The sequence below is a fragment of the Pantoea sp. Ap-967 genome (assembly GCF_011752565.1).
Lineage (GTDB): Bacteria > Pseudomonadota > Gammaproteobacteria > Pseudomonadales > Pseudomonadaceae > Aquipseudomonas.
The window spans coordinates 1-26,767 of sequence record NZ_VWXK01000046.1; the positions used below are offsets into that span (position 1 = coordinate 1).

Here is a 26,767-nt window from a genome sequence, read left to right on the forward strand (position 1 = left end):
GCGATCAGTTGTTGCTTGACCTGCTCGGGCAACTTCTTCCACGACACTCCGGCGGTGCTGCCGTCCAGTGCGCCGGGCTGGGCGTGATTCATCACGTCCTGCCGTTCCTCGTTGGCCTTGTCGTGCATGGCCTCGACCTTGTGGCTGATGCCCGCCTTGACCGAAGCAGCCGACCGCCCTGCCCCTTTGGTGCCGCTCGACCGGGTTTCTGCGGCCATGCTGCGCACCTCGCCGAGCATGGCCTGAGCACCGGCCATGACTTCGGCCGCGTGGCCGCGTTCGATGGATACCGCCGCGTCGTCGGCACTGGTGGTCGGGTCGTTGCGCGCTTCCATGTCGCGAGTGCGTGCAAGGGTGGTCAGGCGTTCGGCGGTGATCGCCGCGTCACGCTTGGCCACGGCCATCTGCTCGTTGAGCATCCGGCTTGCAGCCGCATCGCCCTGCGCGGTGGCCACGTCGTTCCAGTCCGACCCCTTGTCGCCGTCCTTGAACTGGGGAACCATCAGGCCGCCGCCGTTCTTCTCGGCCGCCTCTTTGCCTTTGACAAGCCCGACGTTGACCTTGGGCTTGCCGTTGGCGTCCAGCTCCTTCGGGGCGTTGTGGTCGTTGTCTGCGGCGATCAGCAACGGGCGATCCGGGCTGCGCTCGCGCAGGTCGCGCGCCACGGCGTCGAGGTTGCCACTGTCGAAGGCGACGAACACCGGCTTGCCTCCCATGAGGCGCGACACGGTGTCGGCCGTGGCATAGCCTTCGGCGATCACCAAAGGGGAGCCGTCTTTGCTGGCCAGCGCCTTCGCCGGGTCGTCAGTCCCGACGACGGTGTACGTCCCGGCCTTCCTGCCGCCCTTCATCAACGCCTTGAAATGCGGGTTGACGCTCTGCAACGTCCATAGCTTGCCCTCGCCGTCCATGCCCGGAATGAGCAAGTCGCCCGACTTGAACACACGATTGGCCGGGTCGGCCTCGCGCAGCGCCTTGGCCTCTTTGACGGTCTTGGCGATCCTGATGCCTTGGGCCTCCATTTCCGGGGTTGCCTTCTCCGGCACGGTGCGCAGGCCGACAGGGTTGGTGATGCCCTTGGCCTTGCAATAGGCGTTCTCGGCCGTCGCGGCCGGTGCGCCTTTCCACAACGCCTGTGCAGCACTGGCGGTCGCTTCGTGCTTCGCATCAAGCGCGTTGTCTCGCGCCTGCTGCCGTTCGCGTGCTTCCTTGGCCAGCGTGGCCCGCTCGGCCTCGGACAGCGCCGCTACGGCTCCCTCGGGCTTCCAATGCACGACTTCGCCGGTTTTGAAGTTCTCGATATAGCCGCCGGGCGTCTTGCCTTCCAAGTGCAGCGCATAGGCCCCGCTTGTGTTGGCGGATCGGCGACCGAACACGGGCAGGCGGTGCATTTCACCATCGGCCACCGGGTGGTCTTTCTTGTCCCGAGCGCCGGACACGTCAAGCCCCGCGTCTCGCAGCGCGACAAGGAATTGGTCTTTGATTTCCCGAACCGCGTTCGAGCTGGCGACGTTGGTGTTTTCGACCTTCCACCGGGCAAGGCCCGAGGTGGCCACGTCCATGCCTTCGGGCGCGTACCATGCCTTGGCTTCCTTGTCCCACTTGGCCCCCAGCCCCTTCGCCTCGTTCTTCTCGGTGAAGGGCACGGCCAGATAGGTGCGGCCCTGCGCGGGGTTCTCGGGCTTCTCATGCTTCACCGGGCGGGTGGCTTGGCGGTCAGCATCGAGGCCGACACGTTGCGCCTGCTTAACAGCGGATTTTTCGGCCGCTTCGTCGGAGCCGCCAAAGCCCCAAGCCCGGCGGCCATCATCGAGCTGCACGTAGACGGCCTGCTGGCCTGCGTGCTGGGCGGCGTTCTCCGGCACGGTACGGCGGCTGTGGACGGTGTACGCCTGCCCGGCCGGGTCGTTATAGCCCTGCTGCTTGCGCTGTTCGGCAAGGTCGCTTTCCTCGCGGTGGACGGCTGCGGCGTCGTGGTCGCCACTGGCGATGTAGTGCCGCTGGGTCAGTTCATCGCCAAGCAACTGATCGGCCGCGCCAATCTTGGCGTCTAGGGCGTCCACGTCGTCGGGCAGGTCATGGCGCTGCCAAAAGGCGTTCTGCGTGTTGAGCGGCTGCATGTCTCGCAACACGTCGTGCGCCTTTTCCATCTGCACGGTACTGGCATTGACCATTGCACGGCCAATGGTTGAGTTCTGGACGTGCGCCAGTACCCAAGCCTCGGCGCGTTGCGTAGCATCGGGCGTGGCTGACCGCTCGGTGGGTTGTTGTCCGCTGGACATTTCGGCGAGGTAGTCGTGACGCGCTTTATCGGTCGCGGCATCGCCCGTATCACGCCCGAAGTCGCGCACCGTCTCGAACATCCGTTCTTTCACGACCGGATTTAACAGCACATTGTCATGAATCCACTGCGCCGCCTCGTCCATCGCAGGTTTGCGTTCATCAAGTTCTGCTTGATTGTGCGACCAATACTCAAAGTCCATTTCTTCATACTGGCGCAGCGCCGATGACAGTTGCTGCGCACTGTCATAGTCAGGGTTTCCGGTGGCTATCGCCATCTCTGCATCAAACACCCTGCACGCCTCGTAGCGCCAATCTACCGGAACCGGCGCGGGTTCCTGCTGCGGGGCTTCAACTTGGGCAACGTCGGCCTGCTCCAGCGAAAGCCCGGCCATCAGGCCGATGGCGTTAAGACGCTGCGCGGTGGCCTTCGCCTGAGCGCCGTCCGGGGTATCGTCGTTGGCAAACCACTCCCAGCGCTCGACCCCCTCTATTTCGCCCGTGAACGTGTCAACGTGTGGCCCGCGCTGTACCTCGACCTGCCAATGGGTGGGCTGCACGCCCGGCGGCGCTACCACGTCGATGCCGTCCGGGTCGTCCTCTGTGTTGCCACCCTCAACAATGAGGCCGACCGCACGCGCTTGCCCTGTCCACTGCTCCGGCAAGCTGCCCTTGTTGCGCGACGGCTTGAACTCGCCGAACGCTTCGGCGGTCGCCTTGCTCACGTCGCGCATCAGCCATTGTTGTCCGTTGCTGCCCGGTTCTGGATGGTTGGCGGCCAGTGCGACCGCCTCGGCCAATCGCTGATCGGGAGTGGTAGCGCCCGGCCGGGTGATGGGCAAGCTGATGCCCTGTTCTTCCGCGTGGACCATAGCGACCAGCTTTGCCGATGTGTTCCATTGCGGCGAGGAACCATCGCGCACCCATTCCGTGCTGCCTGCACTTTCCCCGGTGTAGTTGTCGATCACGTTAGTGTCAGGCTTGCTTTTGAATACGGCCAGCGCCTCGGCCGCGCTGTCGGTCTGGCCGATCACTACCGTCTCGATGGGCTGGCTGAACGTGTCGCGGCGCTCGATAGTCCAGCGCGGGCTATTGATCGCCTTTTCATGCTCGCCGATAGCCTTGGCCAGCGTGGCCGGTTGGCTCTCGTCGTCGTTGGAAATGTACTGTGACAGCCGCTTGCCGTTGCGCTCGGTCATCAGCTTGCTGTCGCTGCCCATTTCCGTGCGGATGCCGGTTGGCTGGCCCTGCTTGTCGAAATAACTAATGTCGTAGCTCGGGCCGTACTGGCCTGCATCGGCTGGATCGTGCGCGAAGTCGATTCGCGCTGTGTAGCCGTGGCGCTCGGCCTCTGCCTTCATCATCTGCCAGCTTTCCAGCGGCGAATAACCCTCGACGGCGTTGGCGTCCTGCTCTTGCAGGACGGCCAGCACTTCGGGGGCTACCTCGGGCACCGGCTGACGCTCGACGGTCTGCATTTTCGTTTGCTCCTGCTCGAAGCCCATAACGTAACCGGCGATGCGCTCGGCGTCGGCGGCGGCCCGGAAAATCTCTTTCGGGTCTTCTTTCAGGGCCTTGATCCATGAACCGACATAGGCCGCGTGCTGGCCCGGATCGTGGCCAAGGTCGAGGCGCTCGCCCAGCATCAGCGAGGCGATTTCGGCGCGCAGTTCCTCGCGGGCGTACCCTTCGGAACCGAACGGGTGGGACAGGTCGCGGTCGAGGCGTGACGGGTGGCCCGTCCAGTGGCCGACCTCATGCAGCGCCGTGGCGTAGTAGGCATCGGCGGTCGGGAACTGGTTGCGCTCCGGCAGCGTGATGCTGTCGGTGCTCGGCCGGTAATAGGCCCGGTCGCCGGGTACGTGCTGAATGCTCGCGCCCGAGTTGGTCATGATGGCCTCGGCACGGGCGTGACGTTCCGGCTCTGGCATGGTGGGGCGCGCTTCGAGCGGCGGCAGACCGTCGATCTGCGAAGCGTTGAACACCACGGCCATGAATGAGCGCGGGCGTTCGAGCTGCACATTGATGGTCTTTTGCTTGCCGGTTTCCGGGTCGAGGATCGGGCGGCCCTGCTCGTCGGTTGCCTTGCGTTCCTCGCTGAACTTCCAATAGACAATGTGGGTGCCCTTGGAACCCTTCTTGACCTGACCACCATCGGCGCTGGCTTGGTTGTAGGTCATCCAACGCGGGTCACTGTGGCCCTGCATGGACAGCCACATGCTGTTCATGCCCTTGTATTCCTTCCCGGTCGTGGGGTTGTACGGCAAGCGCAGCTCGCCCGGCTGCCATGGCTTTTGCCACGGTGCGGTGCCCTGCTCCAGTTGCTCGACAATCCGCGCCGCGACTTCCTCGGCGTACTCCTTTTTCATGGTCAGTTACTCCCCTTCCGTACAGCCTTGCGGTTCACGATGATGGCCGTGCCGCTCGGGTCGTCGGCCAAATCGGCGTTCGACTGCCACGCCTCGGCCTCGGTCATCGCGGTTTCGTGAAACGCGCCATTGGCTTCTGCTTCCTCTGCCGTGTGCTCGATCTGCACGCCGGGGGTGCCGCCATCTTCTGGCGACTTACTCACGACGGGATCGACACGCGGGGCCAAGGCGGTCACTGCTTCGGCGACCTGCTGGGTGCTGCTCGCGTCTTCTTTGGTGCTCATGGCTTCGTCCTTCTTCGGTGGTTTGCGTACAAACACGGCGGTGTCTGCCGTGTAGGGGTTCACTGCGGGCACATTGACGGCGACCTGCTGCTGGCCGATGCCGTAGCGGGCCAAGTAGCCGTTCAAATAGCCCTTGTTGTAATCGCCGGTGTTGTAGGCCGACAGCGCGGCCTTGAGCGCCGTTTGCTGCTCCGGGTGTTCCTTCAACGCGCCCGCGTAGAAGGCGGTCAGCACGCGGGCACCGGCGGCGAGGTTTTTACAGCCGTCGAACATATCTTCGACGCTGTAGCCGAGGGCTGGCAGGTTCTTGCTGTTCACCTGCATGTAGCCCATATCGACGCTGTGACCGGCCGCTATCGCCGCGTAGGCGACGGTCACGGCGTCTTGCACGTTCTTGACCTCCATCGGTGGCTTGAACGTGACCTTGCGGCGCTTGGGCTTGGTGGTGCCATCCTCGGCCGTGACCATGATCGGCTGCCCTTTGTCGTCGCGCTCGATCACCCATTTAACGTTCACGTTGAGGGCCAGCGGGTCGCCCGCGCTCTCCACCTGAATGACCTTCTCAATCGTGGCCGGGGCCACGTTCGGCGCGCACGCCATCATCATGTCGAGGCCGATCATTGCTTGGTCACTCCTGTAGTCACGGCGGCAACGTCGCCACTGATGGCCAGTGGCTGAGCGATGCCGCGAACGCTGGCCAGCTCCACCGGCCCGAAATAGCGGCTGTCGAAGCTGCCCGCGCTGTAGGTCGAGAACAGCCAGACTTGGCCCGGCTGCACGATGTAGCGGCCCGCTGGCCAGCTCGGCACGGCGGGCATCGCGGCGGTGTTCGGCAGGGCTACGCCGTTGACTGTCACCGGCTTGCCCGGTTCGAGCTGGATGGCGTCACCCGGCACGGCCGACACGGGCTTGAGCAAGGGCGTCAGGCCGGTGTCATCGCAGTTGCCCGCTGTCAGGTAGTGCCGTTCGGCCATGAGGCGAACGACAGGGAGCGCAGGCGGGCAGACCTCGACCAGCTCGCCCCGCTTGATGCTGGCCGCTTCGGCGGTCTGCACAAGCCAAAGCCCGTGCGGGGCTGAGTCTGTGAAGTTGAGGCGCAAGCCTGCGTAGTTGGCGGTGGTGATGGCGAAGCCGATCACCCCGGCCGCGCACACGGCGGCGATTCCGAAGCGGCGTTGTTTCATGAGACGACAAAGCCCCCGTTGCTGTTAATGGCCTCGTCGTCAGGCGATGCGGCGATGGCCGCGTGACGCCCCGGAGCCTTGCGCACCACGTCGCTCGGCACTGGCTTGACCTTCGAGCGCTTGGCAAAAACGGGGTCTTTGAAGTACAGAATCTGTCGGCCGCGGATCACGGGCTTACCCGCGACGAACACCAGCATTTCCCCGGCTTCAAGGATTTTTTCGCCGGTCACGTCCTTGGTTGGGCCGGGTAGTGTCATCACCTCGTCAGCGGTCAACAGCGGCCGCTGAGTCGGCGAGAAGCTGCGCGACACGTTGTCGAGGATCGCGCCGAAACGCTTACCCGACGTGGTGATTTGCTCGACCACAACCGTCGTGATGCCGGTCATTTTCGACATCCATTCGGCGGTGTTGTAGTTGTTGGGCGCGTAGGCGACCCGGATATGGCAGTTGGAAATGATGCTTTCGTAGTTCGTGTAGGACTTGTAGAGCTGCTGCACGTCCTGCGTGATTAGGTAGCACTTGATGCCGTAGCCGCCGATCATGGCCAAGGCTTCCTCGAACACGTCGAGCCGTCCGAGGCTTGGGAACTCGTCAAGCAACATCAGCAAGCGGTGCTTGTGCAGGGTCTTTGATCGGCCGTCGTCAAACTCCATTTCATCCGCAAGCGTGGTCACAATCATGGTGACCAGCAGGCGGGTTAGCGGGGTCAGGCGGCGCGATGTTTTCAGCGTCGAAATGAAGTACAGCGAAACCGGCCGGTCGTGATCCATGAGGTCGGCAATCTTGAAGTCGCTGCGCGATGTGTTCTCGCCCACGATGGGGTCGCGGTACAGGGCAAGGGCGTTGTTCGCGGTGGAAATAATGCTGCCCAGCTCGCGGGCGGGTGTGGTGGCCATCCGCGTGCCAACGCCGGTGATGACGATCTGCGCCTCTCGGTCTGCTTGCATGGTCGCGGCATCGCCGACCAAATGTACCGCCCGCATTTCCTCGAACAGCCCTGCCAGTGCCTTCGGATCGCCTTCGTCGTCGTCGGCCAAGTCATTCTCGGTATCAGGCGCGGCGAAGTCGCCAACGCCGGTCAGCATGTGCGCCACGTCTTGCAGGCAAGGCGTGCGGCCAACTGCTGCCCCCTTGTAAAGGGCGTGCAGCATGAGGCCCACAAGCAGCTCGTAAGCAGCGGTGCGGAAGTGGTCGCTTTCGATGCCCTTACCATCAGAATCGACAATCATCAGGGCGATGCTCTGCGTGTCGCTGACCTGAAAACGGGTCTTGAACTGGATTTCTTCGACCGGGTTCCAAGCGCAGCTATTGCCCGGCTTTGCTGGGTCGAAACGCAGGATCACGTTATTGGCATACTTCTGCCGCCAGCCCGAGGTCATGGCGTAGTTTTCGCCCTTGCGGTCGAGTACCAGCACTGAATGCGGCCAGCTAAGCAGGGTCGGGATGACAAGGCCCACACCCTTACCCGAGCGGGTCGGGGCCAAGGCGCAAATGTGCTCCGGGCCGTCGTGGCGCAGGTAGTGAATGTTCCCGGTTTCCGGGTCATCGAACGCACCGCAATAGACGCCCTGCCCCTTCTTGCCATCCTGCGGCAACAGGCCGGAGTCTTTAACGTCGTCCATATCGGCGAACCGGGCAGTGCCGTGCAGGTCGTCATGCTTGCGCGAGCTGCGGGACTTGAAGCCGACCCACAACACATAGACCAGCATCCCCACAAGGATGCCCAGCGCGAAGAAGATAAAGGCGTAGGTGTACGACTGCGGCGCGTAGTCGTAGAACTTAAACATCCAATCCCACCACGCGAACGGCGAGTAGATTTGCCCGAACAGGGGCGCGCCGAGTGCTGGATGGTAGGCCACCCGGTAGGCGATGAACTGCGTGCAAAGCGCGTTGAGCGCGCATATGTAGGCAATGAGATAAGCCGCGCCGATAAGCCGAAGCCTACCGCCTGACTCGTTCTTTTCTTCGTTGATTTCGGGGTTGCTGCTCATATGTCCGTGTTCTCCTTTCTTGGGACTGCTTCGCTGTCTGCTGCGCCGGGGCGCGTCAATGAGTCGATGCGTTATCGCTCAATGACGGGTGCCCCTTTGCCGGACTCTTTGAACCTGCCGCGAGCGTCTAGCTCGACCTCGCGGCCGATCTTCCAGTGGGTGGCCTTTGCCACGACTCTTGTGGTGGATGGTTTCACCAGCATCTCGTCGCCCCGCTTCAACAGCAGCACCTCGCTGCCGTCTTCCATGCGGCGGCGGCCCTGATACGTGGCCTTGCCCGCATCGGTTGCCTGCCATTGCCGATGATAGTTTAAAGACGATATTTTGTCGCGCTTTTTATTGCGATCCGCAATCCATTTTTCGACCGCCGGGCTAGACGGCACGGGCTGCGCGGGCTTGGCTGGTGTCCGGCTTCCCGTCTTTTTGCCGGACAGGCCAGTGGCGGCCATAAATTCGGCTTCCATGTCGTCGGGCGCAGGGGTTGTGCGAGTTGGTTTGCGGGTCTGCTCGGGGGCCGGGCTTGCCTTTGGTGCCACATCGACCTGCCAGTTGTTGCGGTCGAACGTGCGACCGTCTGGCAAGGTCACGCTCTCGCTGCCGGTGTGCTCCACCCGCACGCGGTCGCCCACGCTCGCGCCGCTGCGAGCAATCGCCGGTTCGAGGCCGACACCCCATAGGGTGCGTTCTTCGCCATGCTCGTCGCGCATCGTGACAAAGTAGCTTTTGCTGTTGCCCTTGACGTGCTCGAACGGGGCCTTGCCGTGGTCTACCAGTTCGGCGAAGTCGGCCAGGCGCTGCGCTTCCTTCTCCATGTCTTTATGCGCGGCAGTGTCGCGGCGAAGCTGCTCCATTGCCGGATCAGCGAACCGCACCTTGAAGCCGTGCATACCGGCCAGCATGGCCACCTCCTGCCGGAACTCGTCTGTGCCCTCCACTACCAACGGCTGGCCGTCGAAACGCTTGGACGCCAGTTCGAGCGCGACCAGTGCCGCGCCGGTGGTGGCCTTCTGTGCCTGAACATGAGTGTTCCGGTCGATGACCATACCGCCGTCGATGGTGCTGTAAGCCATCGTGCCGTCCTTGCGCGCCTTCGGCTTGAGCTTGTCGAGAACGATGGCCTTGGCCTTGTCGGCTCGGTTGGCGGTGAGCAAGTCGCCCTGCCACTTGCGTTGGCGTTCCTCACGGCTGCGCAGCACGGCCAGCGCCTCGGCGTTGCCGTGCTCGGCCTGCTGGGTCAGCCAGTCGGCCCACGACGGCATACCCGTCTGCTTAAACAGCGCATCGCGGCGGGCGCTCGCGGTCGCCCGGTTCCTGTTTCTGGTGGCGTCGGCCTGCTGCTTGATGGTGGAGTACATCACACGCTTGGCGGCCCCCTTGGCTGCCACCTTGACCATCATCCGCTGCGTTTGGCTCCAGTGGCGTAGCTGGGCATTGGCCAGCGCGCTGTCGCGCTTGATGGCATCGAAGCCCTGACGGCGGCCGACAATCGCCGCCTGCCGCTCGCGCTGGTACTGCGCGAACAGCGCCGACGTGGCCGCGCCTTCTTGTCGCCGTGGCTTGGGTTCGTAGCGCTTTCGGGCGGCCTTCGCATCGGCCTGCTGCTGGTTTGGCTGGAAAGGCCCGAGTCGGTCGGTTAGCGCCTTCATGGATAGATCGCGACCGGCGTTGCTCGCCTTCGCCCATAGGTTCAATTCGGGATCACCGATCACCAGACCCGCGCCGCGCTGGCGAACCTGTAAGCCATGCTCGGCGGCTGCATCGTGCAGCTCTTGCCAGCTCGTCGCCGCTCGCAGCGCCGGGGCCACTTCGCGGGCTGCGTAGCCCGTCAGTGTCTCGATGCCGCTTTGGGCTTCAATGTCGGCCGCCTTGCCGCCTACCCGCGTGCGTCCGCTTTTTCCTGCTTCGCTAGTAGCTGCTCTATCGCCATTTCGCGGCCGTCGCACGCCGTCAGCGCCGTTTTCTCCTCCTTGCTGTAGACCATTACGTGCGTCACCCGGCAATAGCACTGGAGCTGATTTTTCTGAGCCATCCAGACGGCAGCCGGACAGCTTTCGCAAACCGTTGAGGGTTTCGGCCTCTGGTGGCTCGGTAAGCGTGAGATCGTAGGACTCTCGTAAATGTCGTCGAACGCTGCTAGGTCGTTGCTCTGGTCGTCGTTCGGGGTCGAGTCGGAAACTATCAAGTCCGTCATTGTCGTTTTCCTCTGCTGTAGGTTCAGTAGTTTTTCCAGCGCTATCTAGATAACAATCAGATAGCTTTCGTAACCCGCCCAGCGTCTTTGCCTCGGGCGGTTCGGTTATTTCAAGGTCGTATGCTTCTTTTAGAAACTCTCGGAATCGAGTTGGGCGCAGCTCTGGCCGCTGTTCCGGCCCAAGGTCTACGCTGTCGCGGATTTTGTCTTGCGCGGATTGGCTTAATCCGTGATTGGTTCTTTCCAATCCGTATTTAATTTCAAGCCGTTCGCACGCCTCCATCAGCCGTTTTTTATCGTAGAACGGTTCGATATTTTGCAGCCCAGTCGGATGCACCTTGTTAATGGCGACGTGTACATGCAAATGGTCAGTGTCTGTATGAACTGCCGAAACTCGCTGATGATCGGCATAACCGATTGTCGCGCAAAGTTCGTCCTCGATGGCGTGCAATACTTCAAGCGATGGCTGTTCACCGGGCGGAAATGAATAAACCAGATGATAGGTCTTATCTGACTTAGACCTGATATTGGCGGCTTGTATTGCTTCGATTGCGATGGCCGCAGCGGCTGGGTCTTCAGTACCGCAATTAGTCACCCGGTAACTGTGTACCTTCTCGCCTTTAATCGTACTTTCCTTGGTGTCTAGGATATAATCAGAAGTCCTAGCCCAAGTGTTGGGATCAATTTCGCCAACGGCCGCAATCATGTACCGCACCAATCGTGCGGGACTGGATGTGCCTTTATCCCTTGGAACCCGTTTGGCGATCATTTCACTACCCGCGACATAATAGCGAGGACTTCGCCCTGCAACTTGCGAAAGTCATTCATCATCGCTTCTACGTCCATCGGCCTTGCACCTTGGCCGCGCTTCTCTGCGAGCCAAAGTTTCAGCAGCCCCGCGACCCGCCCAAGGTCGCCATTGACCTTGGCCAGATCGGCCACGGCGGTGAGGTCAACAACCGACCGTATTGGCGTGTTCAACCCGAGCGCGCGCAGGTAGCCCGAACGGGACATGCCCGCTTCCTCGGCGCGCTCTGTGATGGCCGCCTTTTCCTCGTCAGTCACCCACACCTCTATCGGCTTTCCGCGCCGTCGAGGTGGAGCCTTTCTTTTGGTGCCGTCTTGCATGGCTTGTGCTCCGGTTGTTGCTTTTCAGCTCTTAGACGCGGCAGCGGCTGGGGCCTCGCAGAGCAAGATGCCGTTGAGCCGAAGGCGAATAAGGGGCGGTGTTGGATGGGGACGGGCTTGCCCGTACCCGTACAACACACATCTTGCCGTCTAGTCCTACGCAATTGTATGCGACAGTGCCCGAACGATCCACCGCAAACCGGCCCAAGGGCCGAAAAAGCCGACGAATCGCATAGAATCGCGTATCGTCGCGCAGAATCGCACTAAATGGCTTGCCTGATCGCATAGAATCGCGTACAGTCGCATTCAATCGCACTGATTCGCGCAGAATCGCATTAGCGTGTATGATGGGCCGTCCGCGATTGAGTCGCGGGGGTCAACAGGAGGAAACAGGCATGGCAGACACGCCTAGCAACAAGCCCCGCCGGGGCGCGGGACGTGTCGCGTTTCTGGCTCGCCTCGATCAGTTCAAGCAACTGATCGAGGCCGGTAACGAACAGCGCACGGTCTATGACGACTGCGGCGGCGAGGATGAACTAGGTATCAGCTACTCCCAGTTCAACCGTTACGTCGTCCGGTACATCACGGGAGCAAAAGACGATGGACACCAAAGGAAAGGCATCGGGCAAAGCGCCCCGCAAAGCCCCTCCCCGGCCGCTACAGGGGCCGCCGGAGGACAAGCCGGGGGCAACCCTGCCCCAGCCCCAAAACCCGGCGCAAAGCGCCCCGGATTCGAGCACAACCCAAACAGCGGAAATAACCGCGACGACCTTATCTAATAGGAGTGAACAAGACATGGCTAATAACGCTACCCCTTCGACCATTACCGAACTCGTCCGCCAAGTTCATTTTATTCTGCAAGGTAAAGGCGGCGTCGGTAAGTCGCTGATTGCATCGGTAGTTTCGCAATTCACTAAAGGCAAAGACCGCCCGCTGGTCGTATATGACACCGACCCGGTAAACGCCACTCTCGCCGGTTATAAAGCGCTGGACACTCAACGCCTCGAACTGATGCGCGACGGCTCGCTGGTCGAACGTAATTTCGACCGCCTGATTGAACAAATCGTAGAACAAGATTCTGATTTCGTGGTCGATAACGGCGCGGCCTCGTTCATCCCACTGTCTTACTATCTGGCCGAGAACGACGCGATTAACCTGATCGCTGAGAACGGCAAACAGGTTTATATCCACACCGTTATTACCGGCGGCCAAGCACTGCGCGATACTTTGGGCGGCTTCGCTTCGTTGTGCGAACAAATGCCGGGCGATGCGCGTCTGGTAGTTTGGCTGAATGAGTTCTTTGGCGATATTGAAGCCGAGGGCAAAACTTTCGAGGAAATGAAAGTTTATCAGTCCAACAAAAACCGCGTGCATGGCATCGTCCGCATTGCTCGCCAGACTGGCAGCACTTACGGCGAAGACGTGAAACTGATGCTCGACAGCAAGTTGACGTTTGACGAAATACAGCAGTCGCCAGACTTCGGCCTTATGTCGAAGTCGCGCCTGAACAAAGTCAAGTCTTCGCTTTTCCAGCAGCTCGACACGATCATCTAAGGGGGTCGTGATGCTCGACTTTGACGACATACGAAAAGAGGTCGCCATACGCCACAACGTGCTGCTTGGCAAAGATGACCCGATTCTGGTCACGGTCACGGTCAACGAGCTGGTGCTGTCCCGCTACCTCGATCTGATTTCCGATCAGTACGATGAAGCAAACCGCACCCTGACCCTGACCCTGCAACAGCAGGTCGAACAGTCGAAGGAAACGGCCGGGAAGATCATCACCGAGGCCGCCAACTACGTCAGTGACCAGTTGCGGCAGGCGGTAGCCGAGGCGGTCAAGGACGCCGGTAAAGACCTGCGCCGTCAGGTCGCCGAGGTACAGGCCGCCAGCCGTGAGGCGGTGGCCAGCGGCCGCGATGCGCAGGTGGCCAAAAGCAGCGCCATGATGGCCGCAGTGCTGTCTGGTGTGGCCGCTCTGGTCGCGGTGGTCGCTCTGGTGGTGGTGCTGGTGAAATGAGGTCGCCGGGCTTCGGCCCGGTGCCTACCAACTGAGGGTATTTCTATGGACGGTCAAGGCATCAACCTAGCGGCGATTAGCCCGTGGGTGGCCATACCCGTTGGCCTCGCATTGGTCGCGTGTATCGGGTGGATCGTGTGGGAAGCGCTGCGCAACCGACCTTTGCCCATAACTCCCGCACTGATCGCCATTGTGCTGATGGGGTCGGTTATGTGGGCCACACATACACCCCAACCGGACGAATGGGAGACGTTCAAGGCCGCGCACAACTGCAAGGTCGTAGGCAAAAGCGAAGGTCATAGCAACAGCGGCGTCGGCATCACGACACGCGGCAGTGTGGCATTCATAGCGGGTGATCGGTCGCCCGATCAGACTGGCTACCTGTGCGACGACGGCGTGACCTACTGGAAAAACGAGAGGTAGAGCATGGAAAGGAAAATTGCAGCTTATGCCGTTCACTGGGTCGGCTTGGTGGCTATGCTGGCGCTGTTCTGGCAAGCGGTGCGGTTCGTCATGGGCGACATAGGCAACCCATTGAACCCGGTGTTTGAGTTTGTACGTCACGGCGCAGGCATAGCCGGGCCAGTGCCTACCCTTTCGAGCTGGGGGCCGTTTGACGGGCTGCTTGATGGCTATCAAAGGCTCATGATGTGGTGCTTTGGCGTCATGGCTTGGATGCTTGCCGCGCTGCTGGTGGGCCACGCCAGTCGGGAGGTTGCTCGCATGATTCTGGTCGGCTGGACGCAGTACCAGACCGAGCGCAAAGAGGAACGCAAAGCGGCCCGGATCGCGGCAACGCGGCAGGCCGCTAAAGATCGCCGCCGTGAGCTGCGCCGGAAGGTTCTCGAAGCGCAGCAGCCGCGCCCTAAATCGTCCGGCATCTTGCCATTCATTGTTGGCGCGCTGTTCGGCTCTTTCTTCCTGTAACACAACAACTAACTTAGAGGGATCGCTTATGTTGGCTGCACTGTTTGAAATCCTGCTGTTTCTGATGCTGGTTCCGGCCCTGATCGTGTTCGCGCTGTTCAAGATCGCGTCGGACATTGCCGACTACTTCGGGTTCTGGCTGTTCCCCGGCATCTTCGGTTTGTGGCTGGGCATCAACCTGTCGATGGTTGCGCCGTCTGATCCGAATGTGCCCTTTGAAAGCCTGATTGAAGTTATCGCACACTCTCACATTGTCGGATTTGCCACGCCGCAAGTGCTGTTCGTGATGGGGATTTTCTCGCTACTGGTGCCCCCGGCCTGCTCGCTGTTCAAGCTGATGTTCAGGGCAACGCGAGACGCCAAGTAAAACCGGCCAGAAACAAACAAGCCCGCTCGATAGCGGGCTTTTTGTTGGGCACCAAATGGGGAAGGGTGGTCAGTGAGCGGCCGCCGCTGGGTGTATCGGTTGGATGGCCAGACGCAGGCCCATGACTTTCAAGATGGCGGTCAGGCTGCGCACCTCGGGGTTGCCCTTCTCTGACAGCGTGCGATAGAGCTGGGACGGGTTCAGCTCGGCCGACTTGGCCACGCTGCGCACGCCACCGAACGCCTCTGCCATCTGGCGCAGGGCAATCAACAGTTCGGCTTGCTCGCCGTCTTCAAGGATGCTGTTCAGCAGCTCGACCGCGTAGGCCGGATCGCTGCGGAACACCTCGGCCATCGCCGTGTCGTGTGATCTGTCTTTCATCGCTCAATCTCCAGTTCGTTCTTGCCAGTCGCGCCAGTACGCGCAGGCCCGGTCAATGTCGCTGCTCTGCTTGCGCTTGTCGCCGCCGCAAAGCAGCAGAACGACGGTCAAGCCCGCCTTGGCGTAGTAGACGCGGTAGCCTGGCCCTACGTCTATGCGCAGCTCCCACACGCCGTCTCGCAGCGGCTTGTGATCGCCGAAGTTGCCCAGCTCCACACGCATGATGCGCCGGTCTATCGCAATTCGCGCCTTCGTGTCGCGTACCTGCTCGCGCCACTCTGCGAAGTGGTCGCGGCCGTTGGGGTCGAGGTAGTGCCGTATTTCTTGCATGTGGTTATTGTCGTTTATAAACGATAAAAGGTCAATATGCAAATCGACCGAAACGGATGTTTTTTTATCCGCATACGCGCCGGGCGCTGATCGACTTTACCGGATCAATGGTTACGCTCGCGTGATCGCCATGTGATGACGGGGCTTTATCCGTGTACAGATAGAGAACCATCCGCACAAACGATAGATTGCCGTCCGTATACGGATAAATGACAATCCGCACACAAAACGGATAAACTACTATCCGTATGCGGATATTTTACACTCGGTATATACGGATGGTTTATATCTGCATATGCTGACGAACTATCGTCCGCATGCGGATAGTTTTATATCCTAAAAATGTACCGATCACTTTCTATCTGTATGCGGATAGTTGCTTGCCGTATGCGGATGATGTGCTATCATTAGCTAAGGATAGATGGCTATCCGCATAGCGACCGGGAGGGCTACCATGCAGATTCGAGAACAGGGCCGTAAAATCCAGTGCATTCGCACGGTCTACGACAAGGCGATTGGTCGCGGTCGGCAGGTGGTTGTGGCCACGGTGCCGCGTTGGAGCACCAGCCTGATGCCGTCTGAGGACGGGCTTGTTAATCTCACTGAGGCCGAGCGCGAGCAACTGGCCGAGTTCTTGGCCAAGCGCCGGGCAGAGTCCGAAGAATCGAACAGCCGCTACACCGTCATGTCGGCAGACACTTGGATGGCCACGCTAGCCAAGTCCATCAAGGCCGGTCAGACACTCCGGCCGGAGCAGGCCGACGCGATCTGGCAGAGCATGGGGGAGGTGGCCAAGGCGCTGCGCAAGGCTGGCTATGCGAAGCCCAAGGCGATCAGGAAGGCCAAACCAGAACCGACACCAGCAACGCCGGAGCCGGACACGTCGGCGTTAGGGTCGAAAGCGATCAGGCCCAAACGGGTCAGGAAGCCAAGCGCCGCAAAGGCCGCGGCTGACAGCACGGGCAAGGTAGAGTAGGGCGCGCCTACGCGGCGGCTGTGCCTGTAGCCCTTCCCTTTGGTGCCAGATTTCACGTAGGCGCAGCCTATTCAATGCGATCATGCGCGATTGAATGCGATTCTATGCGACTGTACGCGATTCACGGTTGCGGTATCGACTGCAACCGCTTCACGGCCGCGACGAAATCGAGGCGCAGCAGGTGCATGGCCAAGTCAATCGCCCCGCCACCCCCTCGGTCGGCCTGTACGTCGTACCACTTCGCGCCGGTGGCCAGCAGCTCGATCACGCCACCGCCAAGCGAGACATGCACCCGCACCGTGGCTTTGTCCTTGACTGGCTGAAACGTCGCGTCACGCTTCCAGTACAGCCCCAGCGCATCGAGCACGACCAGCACCGGCACCCCGCGCAAGTGCTCGATCCGGGCATCATCAAATCGTCTTGAGCGCATCGCCTTCCACTCCCCGTCGAACAGCACCGACGTTACCTATCATCAACGGCCCAAGCCTCCGCCCCGTTCCGGGGCTGCGCGACCCGTGGACAACGCTTCGCGTTGACGCACCGGCCTTGCGGGCTACTCGTGATATTTCATCACGGGGGCTACTCCCGGCTGCGCCGGGCAAAAGCGCGGGAGGCTTCGCCATTAGTAATACGCACGGACTTTGAACACCTGTTGTCACGGTACTGCCGGGGGCGGTGTACACCTGCAACATCAGGACGACCGGGCCGCCGTCAAAAGCTCGGGGGCTTCGCCATTAGTAATACGCACGGACTCTGAACACTCTACAGGCGGGGCCTTGAGGTAGCCCGATACGGCACCCACGGATACGCCCATTTGCTTGGCGATGGCCCGCACGCTCAAGCCTTCGCGTCTAAGGGCCTGCGCCTGCGCCTGCTTGGCGTTGGCAGCCTCAAGGTAGGTTTCCCGGTCTACCGCACCGGCAGCGCGTCTACGGCCTTCCTCGCGCTTCCTGTGGCGTTCTGCGGCCTCGGCCTGGCTGACGATGGTCTTGAGCTGACGCTGTTCGTCAGCGGTGATTCTGAACAGGTTGATAAGGGTGTCATTCTTTGGCGTGTACAGCGGCGCGTAGTCCTTGCCGCCAAAGCTGACTTTCTCCCCGGCTTCGTAGGCTTTGGCCTTGCCGAACAAGGTCATCAGCTCTTTCGAGCGACTATTCCATTGCGGGTCAAGCTCGCGGGCCAGCGCGGCCGCTTCGTGGTACATCTGCTTGCTGTTGGTCGCCCCGGACAGTAACAGGAAGTTCAACCGCCAAAACAGGTGCTGCATCCGGCTGCCTTCACCGACGCCACCGCGCAGCTCGGCCAGCTTGCGCAGGTCTTCGAGTCGATCCCACGCGAGCTGTCGGCCGGAGAAACCGCGCAGATTGTCGGCTTTGCCGCCGGGCACCAAAAGGAAAGGCTTTCTCGGTGCGCGCTGCTCGGCCTGCTTCTGCTGTTCTTGCCGTTGCTGCTCGATAGTCCATCGGGCCGCCGGTAGCAGCGCCTCGGCCAGATACTCGAAGTTGTAGCGGATCGGTTGGCCATCGTGGCCGCTCTGGACGTGAACCACGCGGCAGACTTCGCCGCTCTTGCTGTTGACCGTCTCGACGGTGCGCAGCACGCGGCTGGCGTCCTTGGCCATCGGATCGGCGCCGACGTGCGCGAGGCGATCCACAAGGTAGCGTTGGCAGGCGTTCCAGCGGGGCAGGGCCTGACGTGGAATCGTGCCCTCTAGCAGCCACTTGGCCTGTATGCCCCGGCCGCTGTAGATCAACACGGACGGCGGCGGCAAGCCTTCGTCGGCGCAGAAGTACAGGACAGACGCGGCCAGTTGGTCGGGCGAACGCCCGGCCAGCGCGGGCACGCGGTAGGTGTCGAGGTCGGCGAACAGCAGGCCCAGCCGCGAGAGGTTCACGACACGCCGGTTGGGGCGGATGAACTCGGCTTGTGACATCCAAGTGTCGCGAGTCTTGTCCACCAGATTGAGCACGGTGGGCATATCCGCCAAACGATGGGACGACTGGCGCTTGTCGCCGCGAACGTCAACCAGCAGCGCGAAAAACCCGCTCCTGTTGCTGTCGTGGTACAAGTGCGCCTCGTCCTGAGAACTGAACAGCGCAAGCTGTGAACTTGCCATAAAGCTCCTGCCTTTCGAGGCACACCACGCGGGCGCACCTCTTGTCAAAGGCAGAGCGAGACACTAGAATGAACCTGAATTTACCCCGCCAAGGGCGTCTGTTCCGGTTCCCGTCGCCAAACGGTTCTGTAAGTCGCTCTGCTATTCGCCAAAGCCCCGTCGCCAAACGGGGCTTTTGCATTTCTGGTCAACCAACAATCTGCAACACTGCGCGGTCGAGGGCCTGCCGGGCCTTCTGCGCGTGATCGTTGGCGCGGTTACTTCTGGCCAAGGTGCGAGGCACCCAGCCCTGAGCATCTGTTTCCCACTGGTATATGCCGTGCTGCACCAGCACCGAACCGGCACCATCCAGCGATGAAAAGTAGCGCGGGCCGCCACGGTACTGCCCAAGGATGCGGTCTTTCTGAGCGATCCGCAGCACCACGACCAAGCCTTTGTCAGCCTTACCAATGGTTGCCGCATGGACGCCACCGGCGGCCAGCACTTCCTTGAACGATACCGGGTCGATGACAGCATTAGAATCAAACGTAATCATGCCTCACCCCCTAGAGACTGTCTAGCATGGTTGGATTTTGCGAAAAGCATTATTGCATAATAGCGCATTCGTCTACAGCGCGGTGATGGCACGGGTGGCCACTACCTGAAACCTTCTTTTTTGGTGCATTCCTTGACCTTTGCCGTAGACAAAAAGGCTCCGATTCGGGCAACCTTTTTGCTAACATACGGCAATTTACTGCGCGTGTTGTGTGCCCTTTTTGCTACTACAACCCGCTAAATTCACCATTGAAAGGGGAGGTGCCGAGCCGAAATGCCTAGACGACGCGACACCGATTTAGAACAAGAACACGACGAAAAGCCGGTGGCGGCTGAGCGGCTTCTTTTTGCCAAAAACTTTAGAAAGGCTCGCATCGCCGCCAAGATGAGCCAACGAGACGTCAAGGATAAGACGGGATTTGCGCAGTCATGGGTCAGCGAAATCGAGACAGGGAAAATGTCACCTACCATCGACAACATGGCCAAGCTGGCCCACTGCCTTGGCGTGCCTCTCTGGCAGCTTCTAGTACCCTCGTAGCACTCCCCCGCGCCGCGATACCTTTCGTCAGGTTATGCCAACTAGACCCCACATCGCCGTGGGGTCTTTTCGTTTTTGGATACATTCGCCCTTGTTCCGGTGATAGTGTTTAGACTATCATTATGCCGTCAAGCCTGATCGGCTTGATGCTATCGTGGCAACCGGTAAGGACGAAAGGAATGGACGTAAATTCTCCCGACCCGAAGGCTTCTAGCCTCGCATCCAACAGGGCCGAGCACGACCGGCGCATTGCTGAAAAGCTGCGCCGCGAACTCGGGCCGCAGGTCTGCGAGCTGCTGGAAGATTCGAAAGTTATTGAAATCATGCTGAACCCCGACGGTTCGCTTTGGTGCGAATGGCTCGGGGCACCAATGGAACGAATCGGGACAATGGCCAAGTCGCAGGCCGAGTCGCTGATGGGCACTGTAGCTTCTTCGTTACGAACCCATATCACCGCAGCGAACCCGATCCTTGAGTGCGAGCTACCGCTTGACGGCTCGCGGTTCGAGGCGCTGATTCCGCCAGTCGTCAGCGGCCCTACCTTCACTATCCGTAAGAAAGCGAGCATCGTTTTCACGCTGGCCAACTATGTGAAGTCGGGGATCATGACCGAGGCGCAATGCGCCGCGATCAAGAGTGCTGTTCTCGAACGCCGCAACATCCTTGTTGTGGGCGGCACTGGCACCGGCAAAACCACGCTCACTAACGCCATCATCGCCGAGATTGATGCCGTCACCCCTGAGCACCGTATTGTCATCATCGAGGACACGCGGGAGCTGCAATGTAGCTCTCCGAACGTTGTCCCGTTGCGGGCTGTCGATCACGTCGATATGACCCGTCTTCTCAAAGCAACCATGCGCCTGCGCCCTGACCGGATTCTTGTCGGTGAGGCCCGCGACGGGTCGGCGCTGGCGTTGCTCAAGGCATGGAACACTGGCCACCCCGGCGGGGCGGCCACTGTTCACGCGAACTCGGCAAATGCGGGGCTTATCCGCATGGAACAGCTTGTGGCGGAAGCCACGGCAGCGCCGATGCAAGCGCTTATCGCCGAGGCCGTCGATTTGATCATTGCGATTGAAAAGACGGCCACGGGTCGGCGCATCAAAGAAGTCGTCACCGTCACCGGACACGACGGCACCAACTACATCACCCAACCGATATAGGAAATCATCACATGACCGCAAATGCCCTGTTCGCTTCGCCTGTGGCGTCGTCGGCTCCAACCTTCACGTCGAAGGCTCGGGCCGTCCTGACAAGCCCTTACTTCTGGCTGATGGCCGCGCTGTTCGTGGCTCTTTTCTTTGGTGCCGAACCTGCCCATGCAGCGAACGCTACCGAGGGCGGCGGCTCCGGCCTGCCGTGGGAAAGCCCTATCTCGAAACTCGTCCAGTCGATCAGTGGCCCCGTTGCCTTCGGTATCGCCCTGCTCGGCATCATCGCCTGCGGCGCGACCCTGATCTGGGGCGGTGAAATCTCCGAGTTCACCCGCCGCATCATCTACGTGATCCTCGTTGTCTGCATCATCGTGTTCGCCAAGAACCTGCTTACCGGCACCATGTTCTCGGGCGCAGTGATCCCGGCAAACGCGGCGATCACTGCTGACGATCTGGCCACCGCCTCGAAGGCCCAAGCCAACGCACTGCCGGGTGCAGGGGGTAACTGATGCAAGCCGAGGAAGCGCGTCGATTGACGCCTTTCCACCGGGCACTGCACCGGCCGCAACAGGTATGGGGGGGCGAGCGCGAGCTAATGCTGTTCTCCATGCTGGTTGCGGGCGGCCTGATCGTGTCGGCCATGAACTGGCCCGCCACGATCCTTGGGACGTGCATCTGGTTGGTTTGCGTCTATGGCCTTCGCAAGATGGCGAAGGCCGACCCGAACATGAGCAAGGTCTACGTTCGCCAGCTCAAGTACGGCAACTATTACGGGCCGTTCTCGCGGCCTCACCGGGTGGCCAAGACGCCACGTATCTACTGATAAGGAGCGGACAATGCTTGCGTTAGCACCCTTCCGTAGCAAGGCCGCTGGCTTGCCCGACCTGCTCAACTACGCCGCGCTGATTGACGAAGGCGTGGTGTTGGGCAAAGACGGCTCGCTGATGGCTGGTTTCTTCTTTCGTGGTGACGACGCGGCATCCGCCACCACGTCAGAGCGCAACTACCTGACCGCATTGGTCAATCAATATCTCGCCCGGTTCGGCTCGGGCTGGTCGCTTTGGACTGATGCCTCACGGTTGGCATCGCCGGGCTATCCAACCCCGGAAGAATCGCATTTTCCTGAGCCGATCACGGCCCTGATCGACGCCGAGCGCCGGGGAACCTTCGTCAAGGAACACGCGCTGTTCGAGAGCGAGTATGCGCTGATTCTGACCTACCTTCCCCCAAGCCGCCGCGACTCGAAACTGGCCGAAATGGTCTACGACGATGACGGCGTAGACGACAGCGACCCGGCCGACCGCCTGTTGCTGGACTTCAAGAAAAAGCTCGATGACCTGCAAGATGGCGTCGGCGATCTGCTGCATATGCGCCGTATGGCCACGATCACGGTGGGGGAGGGCGACGACGCCTATCAGAGTGACGAACTGGTCAACTACCTGCACTACACGCTGACAGATGAACCTATCGCGCTGCGCATTCCTGACTGCCCGATGTATCTGGATGCTTGGCTGGGCTACCCGGCGCTGTGGCCGGGCGACACGCCGAAGGTCGGCGACAAGTTCGTGTCGTGCGTGGCTATCGAAGGTTTCCCCGGCAACTCGTTCCCCGGCATCCTCGACATGCTCGACAGCCTGCCGATGGCCTATCGCTGGTCGTCGCGGTTTATCTTCCTCGAACAGCACGAAGCCGTGGCCGCCCTCAACCGTTACCGCTTGAAGTGGCAACAGAAGGTGCGCGGTTTCTGGTCGCAGGTCTTCAAGTCGCAGAAGGGCATGATTAACACCGACGCCCTGAAAATGGCGCAGGAATCCGAGGTGGCAATTAACGACGCCAGTTCGGGCTTGGTCGCCTACGGCTACTACACGCCAGTGATCGTTCTGATGCACGAAAACCGCGCCTTTCTGGCCGAGCAATCACGCTACGTTAAGCGCGAGCTGGAGCGTAAAGGTTTCGCCGCCCGCGTCGAGTCGGTCAACGCTGTAGAGGCATGGCTGGGCACACTGCCGGGGCACACGTTCCCGAACGTGCGTCGTCCTTTGGTGCATACCCTGAACCTCGCCGATCTGCTGCCGCTGGCCAGCCTGTGGCCCGGCCTGCGCGAGTGCCCGTGCGACCTGTACCCGGCTGGCTCGCCGCCGCTGATGCACACGGTTACGACCGGGGCGACCCCCTTTCGCCTGAATCTGCATGTTGGCGACGTGGGTCACACGCTCGTTTTCGGCCCGACCGGCGCGGGTAAATCGACGTTGTTGGCGACGATGCACGCGCAGTTTCGGCGCTACCGCAGCCGTCGCCGCCGTGACGGCAGCCGTGCGCCCGCGACCATTACCGCCTTCGATAAAGGCCGGTCGCTGTACGCGCTTTGCAAGGCCACAAAGGGCGTGCATTACGACATTGGCAACGACGAATCCGATACTCCCGCGTTGACGCCGTTGGTGGACATTGACAGCGAATCCGAAGCCCTGTGGGCCGAGGAATGGATTGCTACCTGCTTCGAGCTGCAAGCGGGCAACCCGCCAACCCCGCAGCAAAAGGCCGAGATTCACCGGGCCATGAACCTGCTGCGTGAGGCACCCCGCGATTTCCGTTCGCTGACCAACTTCGTGTCAACGGTGCAAGATCAGGAAGTGCGCGACGCACTGACCCACTACACCCTGTCCGGCTCGATGGGCCACCTACTCGATGGTGTCGAAGATAAGTTGCAGACCAGCACCTACACGGTCTACGAAATTGACGACCTGATGAAGATGGGCAACAACAACGCCATTCCGGTGCTGTTGTATCTGTTCCGTCGCTTCGAGCGCTCGCTGACCGGGCAACCGGCCATGCTGTCGCTCGATGAAGCGTGGGTGATGCTGGGCCACCCGGTGTTCGCGCCGAAAATCCGCGAGTGGCTGAAAGAGCTGCGTAAGAAAAACTGCCTCGTCATCATGGCCACGCAAAGCCTGTCCGACGCGGTGTCGTCCGGCCTGCTCGACGTGCTGCTTGAACAGTGCCCGACGAAAATCCTCTTGCCGAACAAAGAAGCGCACCTGCACGGCACCAAAGAGACGCCGGGACCGGCTGACCTCTACGCCATGTTCGGCCTGAACTCGAAGGAAATCCAGATTCTCAAACACGGCCGCTACAAGCGCGAATACTACTACAAGTCGCCCTTGGGTCGCCGCGTCTTCGAGCTGGGCTTGGGGCCGCTGGCTCTGGCCTTCGTTGCGGTATCCGACAAGGAGGACTTGGCGGAAGTGCGGCACCTGATCGCCGATCACGGCGATGACTGGCCGCTTTATTGGTTGGATCACAAAGGAGTGGATTATGAACAGTATCTTTCGCGCAAAGCTGCGTAATGGCGTGCTCTCGGCGGCTGTGACCGCCACCCTCGTCGTCGGTGGTGGCTTCGCCACCCCGACCCCGGCCTATGCGATCTATTGCGCCAACTGCTCGACGTTCTATCAGCAAATGATTGATTACGTCGAGGCGGCCAATACCGCGTTGAACACGGCCGACCAGCTCAAAACGCAAATGCAGCAGTACCAGAACATGGTCACGCAAGGCACCGGCCTGCCGGATTCCAAGTGGGCCAGCATCGCCGCTGACTTGAAAGGCGTGGTGAATGTCTACCAGCGTTCGCAGGCGCTGGGCCGCGACATTCAGAACCTTGATTCGCAGTTCAACATGCAGGTGCCGGGCTGGCAAAGCTACCTCAACGAAGTGGCCGGATCGGCGCAATATCCCGCCTCGCAGACCATGCCCGACCGTTACGAAAAGTGGTCGCAGGAAGGACGCGATAACGTCAAGTCGGCGATGGAGGCGGCGAACATGAATACCAGCTCTTTCGAGTCCGAGGATGCCCAGCTCAATCAGATGGTATCCCGTTCGCAGTCGGCCGTAGGCCGTATGCAGGCGATTCAGGCGGGCAACGAAATCGCCTCGCAGAACGTGCAGCAACTGCAAAAGCTGCGCGATCTGTTGGCCACGCAAATCAACTTGCAGGGCAACTACATGGCGCAGGAACAGAACCGCCGCGATCTTGACGACGCGCTGCGCACCCAGCGCCGCAGCGGCACGATCACCCAATCCGGCAATAACAAGGGGTACTAAATGCTCAACATCAAGGTAGTGACTCTGGTTCTGTTGCTGGCCGGTTCCGCCGTTGTCGGCGGGGCCGGTACGGCCTTCTACATCAACAGCGCTTCGGCCAGCGCCGACGCTACGGCCGTTCTCAACTGCAAGCCTGAACAACGTCCGGCTGAGACGTTCAAGCATGTAGACCCGGTGAACACCGGCCGCGATAAGGGGTATTGAGTCATGGGACGGCGCGAGCAACGCTTTACGTTGTGGGTCGTGCTGCTGCTGCTCGCGTCTTTTTTGGTGACAACTGACGCGATGGCCGCCACGAACCTGCACGACCCGAGCGGTTCCTTTACCGGCCTGCTCGATCTGGTGAAAAACAGTGCATCGCAGTGGGATGCCAAGCTGAAAGGCTACGCGGAACGGCTGTTCTGGATGCTGGCCCTGATCCAGTTCATTTGGACGTTCATGCCGCTGGTGTTCAAGCAAGCCGACCTCGGCGAAATCGTCGGCGAGCTGCTGCGCTTCATTCTGGTGATCGGCTTCTTTTGGGCGCTGTTGCAGTTCGCGTCGGAGTGGGCCGAGGCGGTGGTGAACAGCTTCCGCCAAGCGGGCGCAGCGGCCGCCGGGCTGGGTGAGACGGCCATTCGGCCGGGCGACATTTTCGGTACGGCGATTGAGCTGGCCAACACCATCGGCGACGTGGAAACGTGGAACCCTCTCACGGCGTTTATGGTGGCCCTCGCCGGTGTGCTGGTGCTGCTGTGCTTCGCGTTTATCGCCGCGTTCATGGGTCTGACCATCATTGAATCGTATGTGGTCATCAATGCGTCTGTGCTGTTCATGGGTTTTGGCGCTTCGCAGTGGACGCGGGAATACGCAATGGCCATCGTGCGCTATGCCGTTTCCGTTGGTGCCAAACTGTTTATTCTGACGCTGATCGTCGGCCTCATTACCGACTCGGCGAAGCAGTGGCAGGCGGCTTACAACCACGACGATGCCAGCATGTGGACGATGATCGGTCTGGCGTTTGCCTGCGCATACTTCGCAAAGACCATCCCCGAGCTGGTAGCAGGCATGATTAGCGGCACGTCTATGGGCGGCGGCTCCACCATCGGCGGCATGGCGGCGGCCGGTGCAGCCGGTGCAGCAGCGGCTATCGCAACTATCGCCACGGCTGGGGCAGCAGCTCCGGCGGCGGCCGGTGCGATGGGTGCAGCCAGTGCCGGGGGCGGTGCCGCAGCGGCCGGTGGCGCAGCAGGCGCTACGGGTGGTCTGGCAGGCGCGATCAACTCCAGCTTTGCCGGTGCCAGCTCCGCAGGTGGTGCCGCGTCGTCAATGGGTGGCGCTGCGTCCTCTGGCGTAGGTGCCAGCACCGGCGGCGGCGCAGCAGCCAAGGGTGCCAGCTCCGCAGGCGCGAAAACCGGCGGCGCAACAGCCAACCCCGCGTCGGCCGCGCCGTCCTCGCCGAGCAATGGCGTGCAGCAGGCAGCCAAGCAGGCCGGTAAGGCTGCGCAGGGCGACGACGAAGGCAAGTCACAAGCAAAACCTGGCTCTGCCAGCCCGCAGGCCGCCCCGGCATCGAGCGGCGACGGCGGTTCGTCCAGTTCGGCACCGGCGCAGCAAAGCGAAGGGCAGGGCGGCGACTCCGCTTCGAGTGGCAAAGGTATGAGCGGGCGGCAGGTCGCCGAGGGTCTGACTAAGGCGGCGGGCCTCATGTCTGCCATTGCCGTACCGGGCATGGAAAGCGCGGCAGGTCTGTCGCTGGGCGACGGCAAGCCGCAGCCAACCCCTGACAGCGGCAGCGGCGATGCACCGTCCATGGCCTCCGATACCCCCAGCGAACCGCAAAACGTGATCCGTCCGGCTGACACTCCGCCACCGAGCGGCGGCAGCACGAACCCCGGCACCAAAGGGGAGGATTGACCC

Annotated in this window: 26 protein-coding genes; 15 read left to right on the forward strand and 11 right to left on the reverse strand. The window is 61.1% G+C overall.

What is annotated here, in order from left to right; genetic code table 11:
- The 6 genes from F3J45_RS30205 to F3J45_RS27990 all read right to left on the reverse strand — a co-directional run.
- On the reverse strand, nt 1–4,649 hold a 4,649-nt coding region (locus tag F3J45_RS30205), incomplete at its 3' end, for a zincin-like metallopeptidase domain-containing protein (protein ID WP_240164728.1).
- A 2-nt stretch (nt 4,650–4,651) separates the two neighbouring features.
- Entirely contained in the window at nt 4,652–5,554 is a 903-nt protein-coding gene (locus tag F3J45_RS27965) for a lytic transglycosylase domain-containing protein (protein ID WP_167070590.1), read from the reverse strand.
- A complete protein-coding gene (locus tag F3J45_RS27970) occupies nt 5,551–6,117 on the reverse strand; it encodes a S26 family signal peptidase (protein ID WP_167070591.1) in 567 nt (188 codons plus the stop codon). The genes F3J45_RS27965 and F3J45_RS27970 overlap by 4 nt, the downstream gene beginning before the upstream one ends.
- The gene (locus F3J45_RS27975; RefSeq protein WP_167070592.1) at nt 6,114–8,108 is read right to left on the reverse strand and encodes a type IV secretory system conjugative DNA transfer family protein; all 1,995 of its coding nucleotides are present in this window, start codon (nt 8,106–8,108) and stop codon (nt 6,114–6,116) included. The genes F3J45_RS27970 and F3J45_RS27975 overlap by 4 nt, the downstream gene beginning before the upstream one ends.
- A gap of 71 nt (nt 8,109–8,179) precedes the next feature.
- Nucleotides 8,180–11,068: a TraI/MobA(P) family conjugative relaxase gene (traI, locus tag F3J45_RS27980; protein WP_240164729.1), complete on the reverse strand. Its 2,889-nt coding sequence runs from the start codon at nt 11,066–11,068 to the stop codon at nt 8,180–8,182.
- The gene (locus F3J45_RS27990; RefSeq protein ID WP_167070593.1) at nt 11,065–11,427 is read right to left on the reverse strand and encodes a CopG family transcriptional regulator; all 363 of its coding nucleotides are present in this window, start codon (nt 11,425–11,427) and stop codon (nt 11,065–11,067) included. The genes traI and F3J45_RS27990 overlap by 4 nt, the downstream gene beginning before the upstream one ends.
- A gap of 395 nt (nt 11,428–11,822) precedes the next feature.
- Here F3J45_RS27990 and F3J45_RS30210 point away from each other — a divergent pair, with 395 nt between their 5' ends.
- From F3J45_RS30210 to F3J45_RS28020, 6 genes are read left to right on the forward strand one after another with little or no spacing between them, the layout of a single operon-like run.
- A complete protein-coding gene (locus F3J45_RS30210) occupies nt 11,823–12,206 on the forward strand; it encodes a TraK family protein (RefSeq protein ID WP_167070594.1) in 384 nt (127 codons plus the stop codon).
- Between the two features lie 16 nt (nt 12,207–12,222).
- Nucleotides 12,223–12,981 (forward strand): conjugal transfer protein TraL, encoded by a 759-nt coding sequence (locus tag F3J45_RS28000; RefSeq protein ID WP_167070595.1) that lies wholly within the window; start codon nt 12,223–12,225, stop codon nt 12,979–12,981.
- A gap of 10 nt (nt 12,982–12,991) precedes the next feature.
- Complete coding sequence (locus F3J45_RS28005; protein WP_167070596.1) at nt 12,992–13,447, forward strand: conjugal transfer protein TraM; 456 nt, start codon at nt 12,992–12,994, stop codon at nt 13,445–13,447.
- A gap of 45 nt (nt 13,448–13,492) precedes the next feature.
- Nucleotides 13,493–13,870, forward strand: coding sequence for a urate hydroxylase PuuD (locus F3J45_RS28010; RefSeq protein WP_167070597.1), 378 nt, complete (start codon nt 13,493–13,495; stop codon nt 13,868–13,870).
- A gap of 3 nt (nt 13,871–13,873) precedes the next feature.
- Nucleotides 13,874–14,374 carry a hypothetical protein gene (locus tag F3J45_RS28015; RefSeq protein ID WP_167070598.1) on the forward strand — a complete coding sequence of 167 codons (501 nt, stop codon included), beginning with the start codon at nt 13,874–13,876 and terminating at the stop codon, nt 14,372–14,374.
- Between the two features lie 28 nt (nt 14,375–14,402).
- On the forward strand, nt 14,403–14,741 hold the full coding sequence (locus F3J45_RS28020) for a hypothetical protein (RefSeq protein ID WP_167070599.1): 339 nt from the start codon (nt 14,403–14,405) through the stop codon (nt 14,739–14,741).
- Nucleotides 14,742–14,810: 69 nt separating this feature from the next.
- On the opposite strand, the gene F3J45_RS28025 is transcribed toward F3J45_RS28020, so the two are convergent.
- Both F3J45_RS28025 and F3J45_RS28030 read right to left on the reverse strand, forming a co-directional pair.
- Nucleotides 14,811–15,122, reverse strand: a complete 312-nt coding sequence (locus tag F3J45_RS28025; protein ID WP_167070600.1) for a DNA-binding protein — start codon at nt 15,120–15,122, stop codon at nt 14,811–14,813.
- 3 nt (nt 15,123–15,125) lie between these two features.
- Nucleotides 15,126–15,452 carry a type II toxin-antitoxin system RelE/ParE family toxin gene (locus F3J45_RS28030; protein WP_167070601.1) on the reverse strand — a complete coding sequence of 109 codons (327 nt, stop codon included), beginning with the start codon at nt 15,450–15,452 and terminating at the stop codon, nt 15,126–15,128.
- Nucleotides 15,453–15,906: 454 nt separating this feature from the next.
- Between F3J45_RS28030 and F3J45_RS28035 the strand changes: the two genes are divergently transcribed.
- Nucleotides 15,907–16,428, forward strand: a complete 522-nt coding sequence (locus F3J45_RS28035; RefSeq protein WP_167070602.1) for a hypothetical protein — start codon at nt 15,907–15,909, stop codon at nt 16,426–16,428.
- Between the two features lie 121 nt (nt 16,429–16,549).
- Here F3J45_RS28035 and F3J45_RS28040 read toward each other — a convergent pair whose 3' ends face one another.
- The 3 genes from F3J45_RS28040 to parC all read right to left on the reverse strand — a co-directional run bounded on the left by F3J45_RS28040 (nt 16,550) and on the right by parC (nt 19,079).
- Nucleotides 16,550–16,885, reverse strand: coding sequence for a hypothetical protein (locus F3J45_RS28040; protein ID WP_370526497.1), 336 nt, complete (start codon nt 16,883–16,885; stop codon nt 16,550–16,552).
- Nucleotides 16,886–17,119: 234 nt separating this feature from the next.
- Nucleotides 17,120–18,544 (reverse strand): replication protein, encoded by a 1,425-nt coding sequence (locus tag F3J45_RS28045; RefSeq protein WP_167070603.1) that lies wholly within the window; start codon nt 18,542–18,544, stop codon nt 17,120–17,122.
- Nucleotides 18,545–18,731: 187 nt separating this feature from the next.
- Nucleotides 18,732–19,079 carry a ParC family partition-associated protein gene (parC, locus tag F3J45_RS28050; RefSeq protein WP_167070604.1) on the reverse strand — a complete coding sequence of 116 codons (348 nt, stop codon included), beginning with the start codon at nt 19,077–19,079 and terminating at the stop codon, nt 18,732–18,734.
- A gap of 273 nt (nt 19,080–19,352) precedes the next feature.
- Between parC and F3J45_RS28055 the strand changes: the two genes are divergently transcribed.
- From F3J45_RS28055 to trbL, 8 genes are all read left to right on the forward strand, one after another.
- Nucleotides 19,353–19,616 carry a helix-turn-helix domain-containing protein gene (locus tag F3J45_RS28055; RefSeq protein WP_167070605.1) on the forward strand — a complete coding sequence of 88 codons (264 nt, stop codon included), beginning with the start codon at nt 19,353–19,355 and terminating at the stop codon, nt 19,614–19,616.
- A 179-nt stretch (nt 19,617–19,795) separates the two neighbouring features.
- A complete protein-coding gene (trbB, locus tag F3J45_RS28060) occupies nt 19,796–20,779 on the forward strand; it encodes a P-type conjugative transfer ATPase TrbB (protein ID WP_167070606.1) in 984 nt (327 codons plus the stop codon).
- Nucleotides 20,780–20,790: 11 nt separating this feature from the next.
- Entirely contained in the window at nt 20,791–21,279 is a 489-nt protein-coding gene (locus F3J45_RS28065; protein WP_167070607.1) for a TrbC/VirB2 family protein, read from the forward strand.
- Nucleotides 21,279–21,593, forward strand: coding sequence for a conjugal transfer protein TrbD (locus F3J45_RS28070; RefSeq protein WP_167070608.1), 315 nt, complete (start codon nt 21,279–21,281; stop codon nt 21,591–21,593). The genes F3J45_RS28065 and F3J45_RS28070 overlap by 1 nt, the downstream gene beginning before the upstream one ends.
- A 13-nt stretch (nt 21,594–21,606) precedes the next feature.
- On the forward strand, nt 21,607–24,114 hold the full coding sequence (locus F3J45_RS28075) for a transporter (protein WP_167070609.1): 2,508 nt from the start codon (nt 21,607–21,609) through the stop codon (nt 24,112–24,114).
- On the forward strand, nt 24,083–24,868 hold the full coding sequence (trbJ, locus tag F3J45_RS28080; protein ID WP_167070610.1) for a P-type conjugative transfer protein TrbJ: 786 nt from the start codon (nt 24,083–24,085) through the stop codon (nt 24,866–24,868). The genes F3J45_RS28075 and trbJ overlap by 32 nt, the downstream gene beginning before the upstream one ends.
- Nucleotides 24,869–25,072, forward strand: coding sequence for a hypothetical protein (locus F3J45_RS28085; protein ID WP_167070611.1), 204 nt, complete (start codon nt 24,869–24,871; stop codon nt 25,070–25,072). It begins immediately after the preceding gene.
- Between the two features lie 3 nt (nt 25,073–25,075).
- Nucleotides 25,076–26,764, forward strand: coding sequence for a P-type conjugative transfer protein TrbL (trbL, locus tag F3J45_RS28090; RefSeq protein WP_167070612.1), 1,689 nt, complete (start codon nt 25,076–25,078; stop codon nt 26,762–26,764).
- The last annotated feature ends 3 nt before the right edge of the window (nt 26,765–26,767 follow it).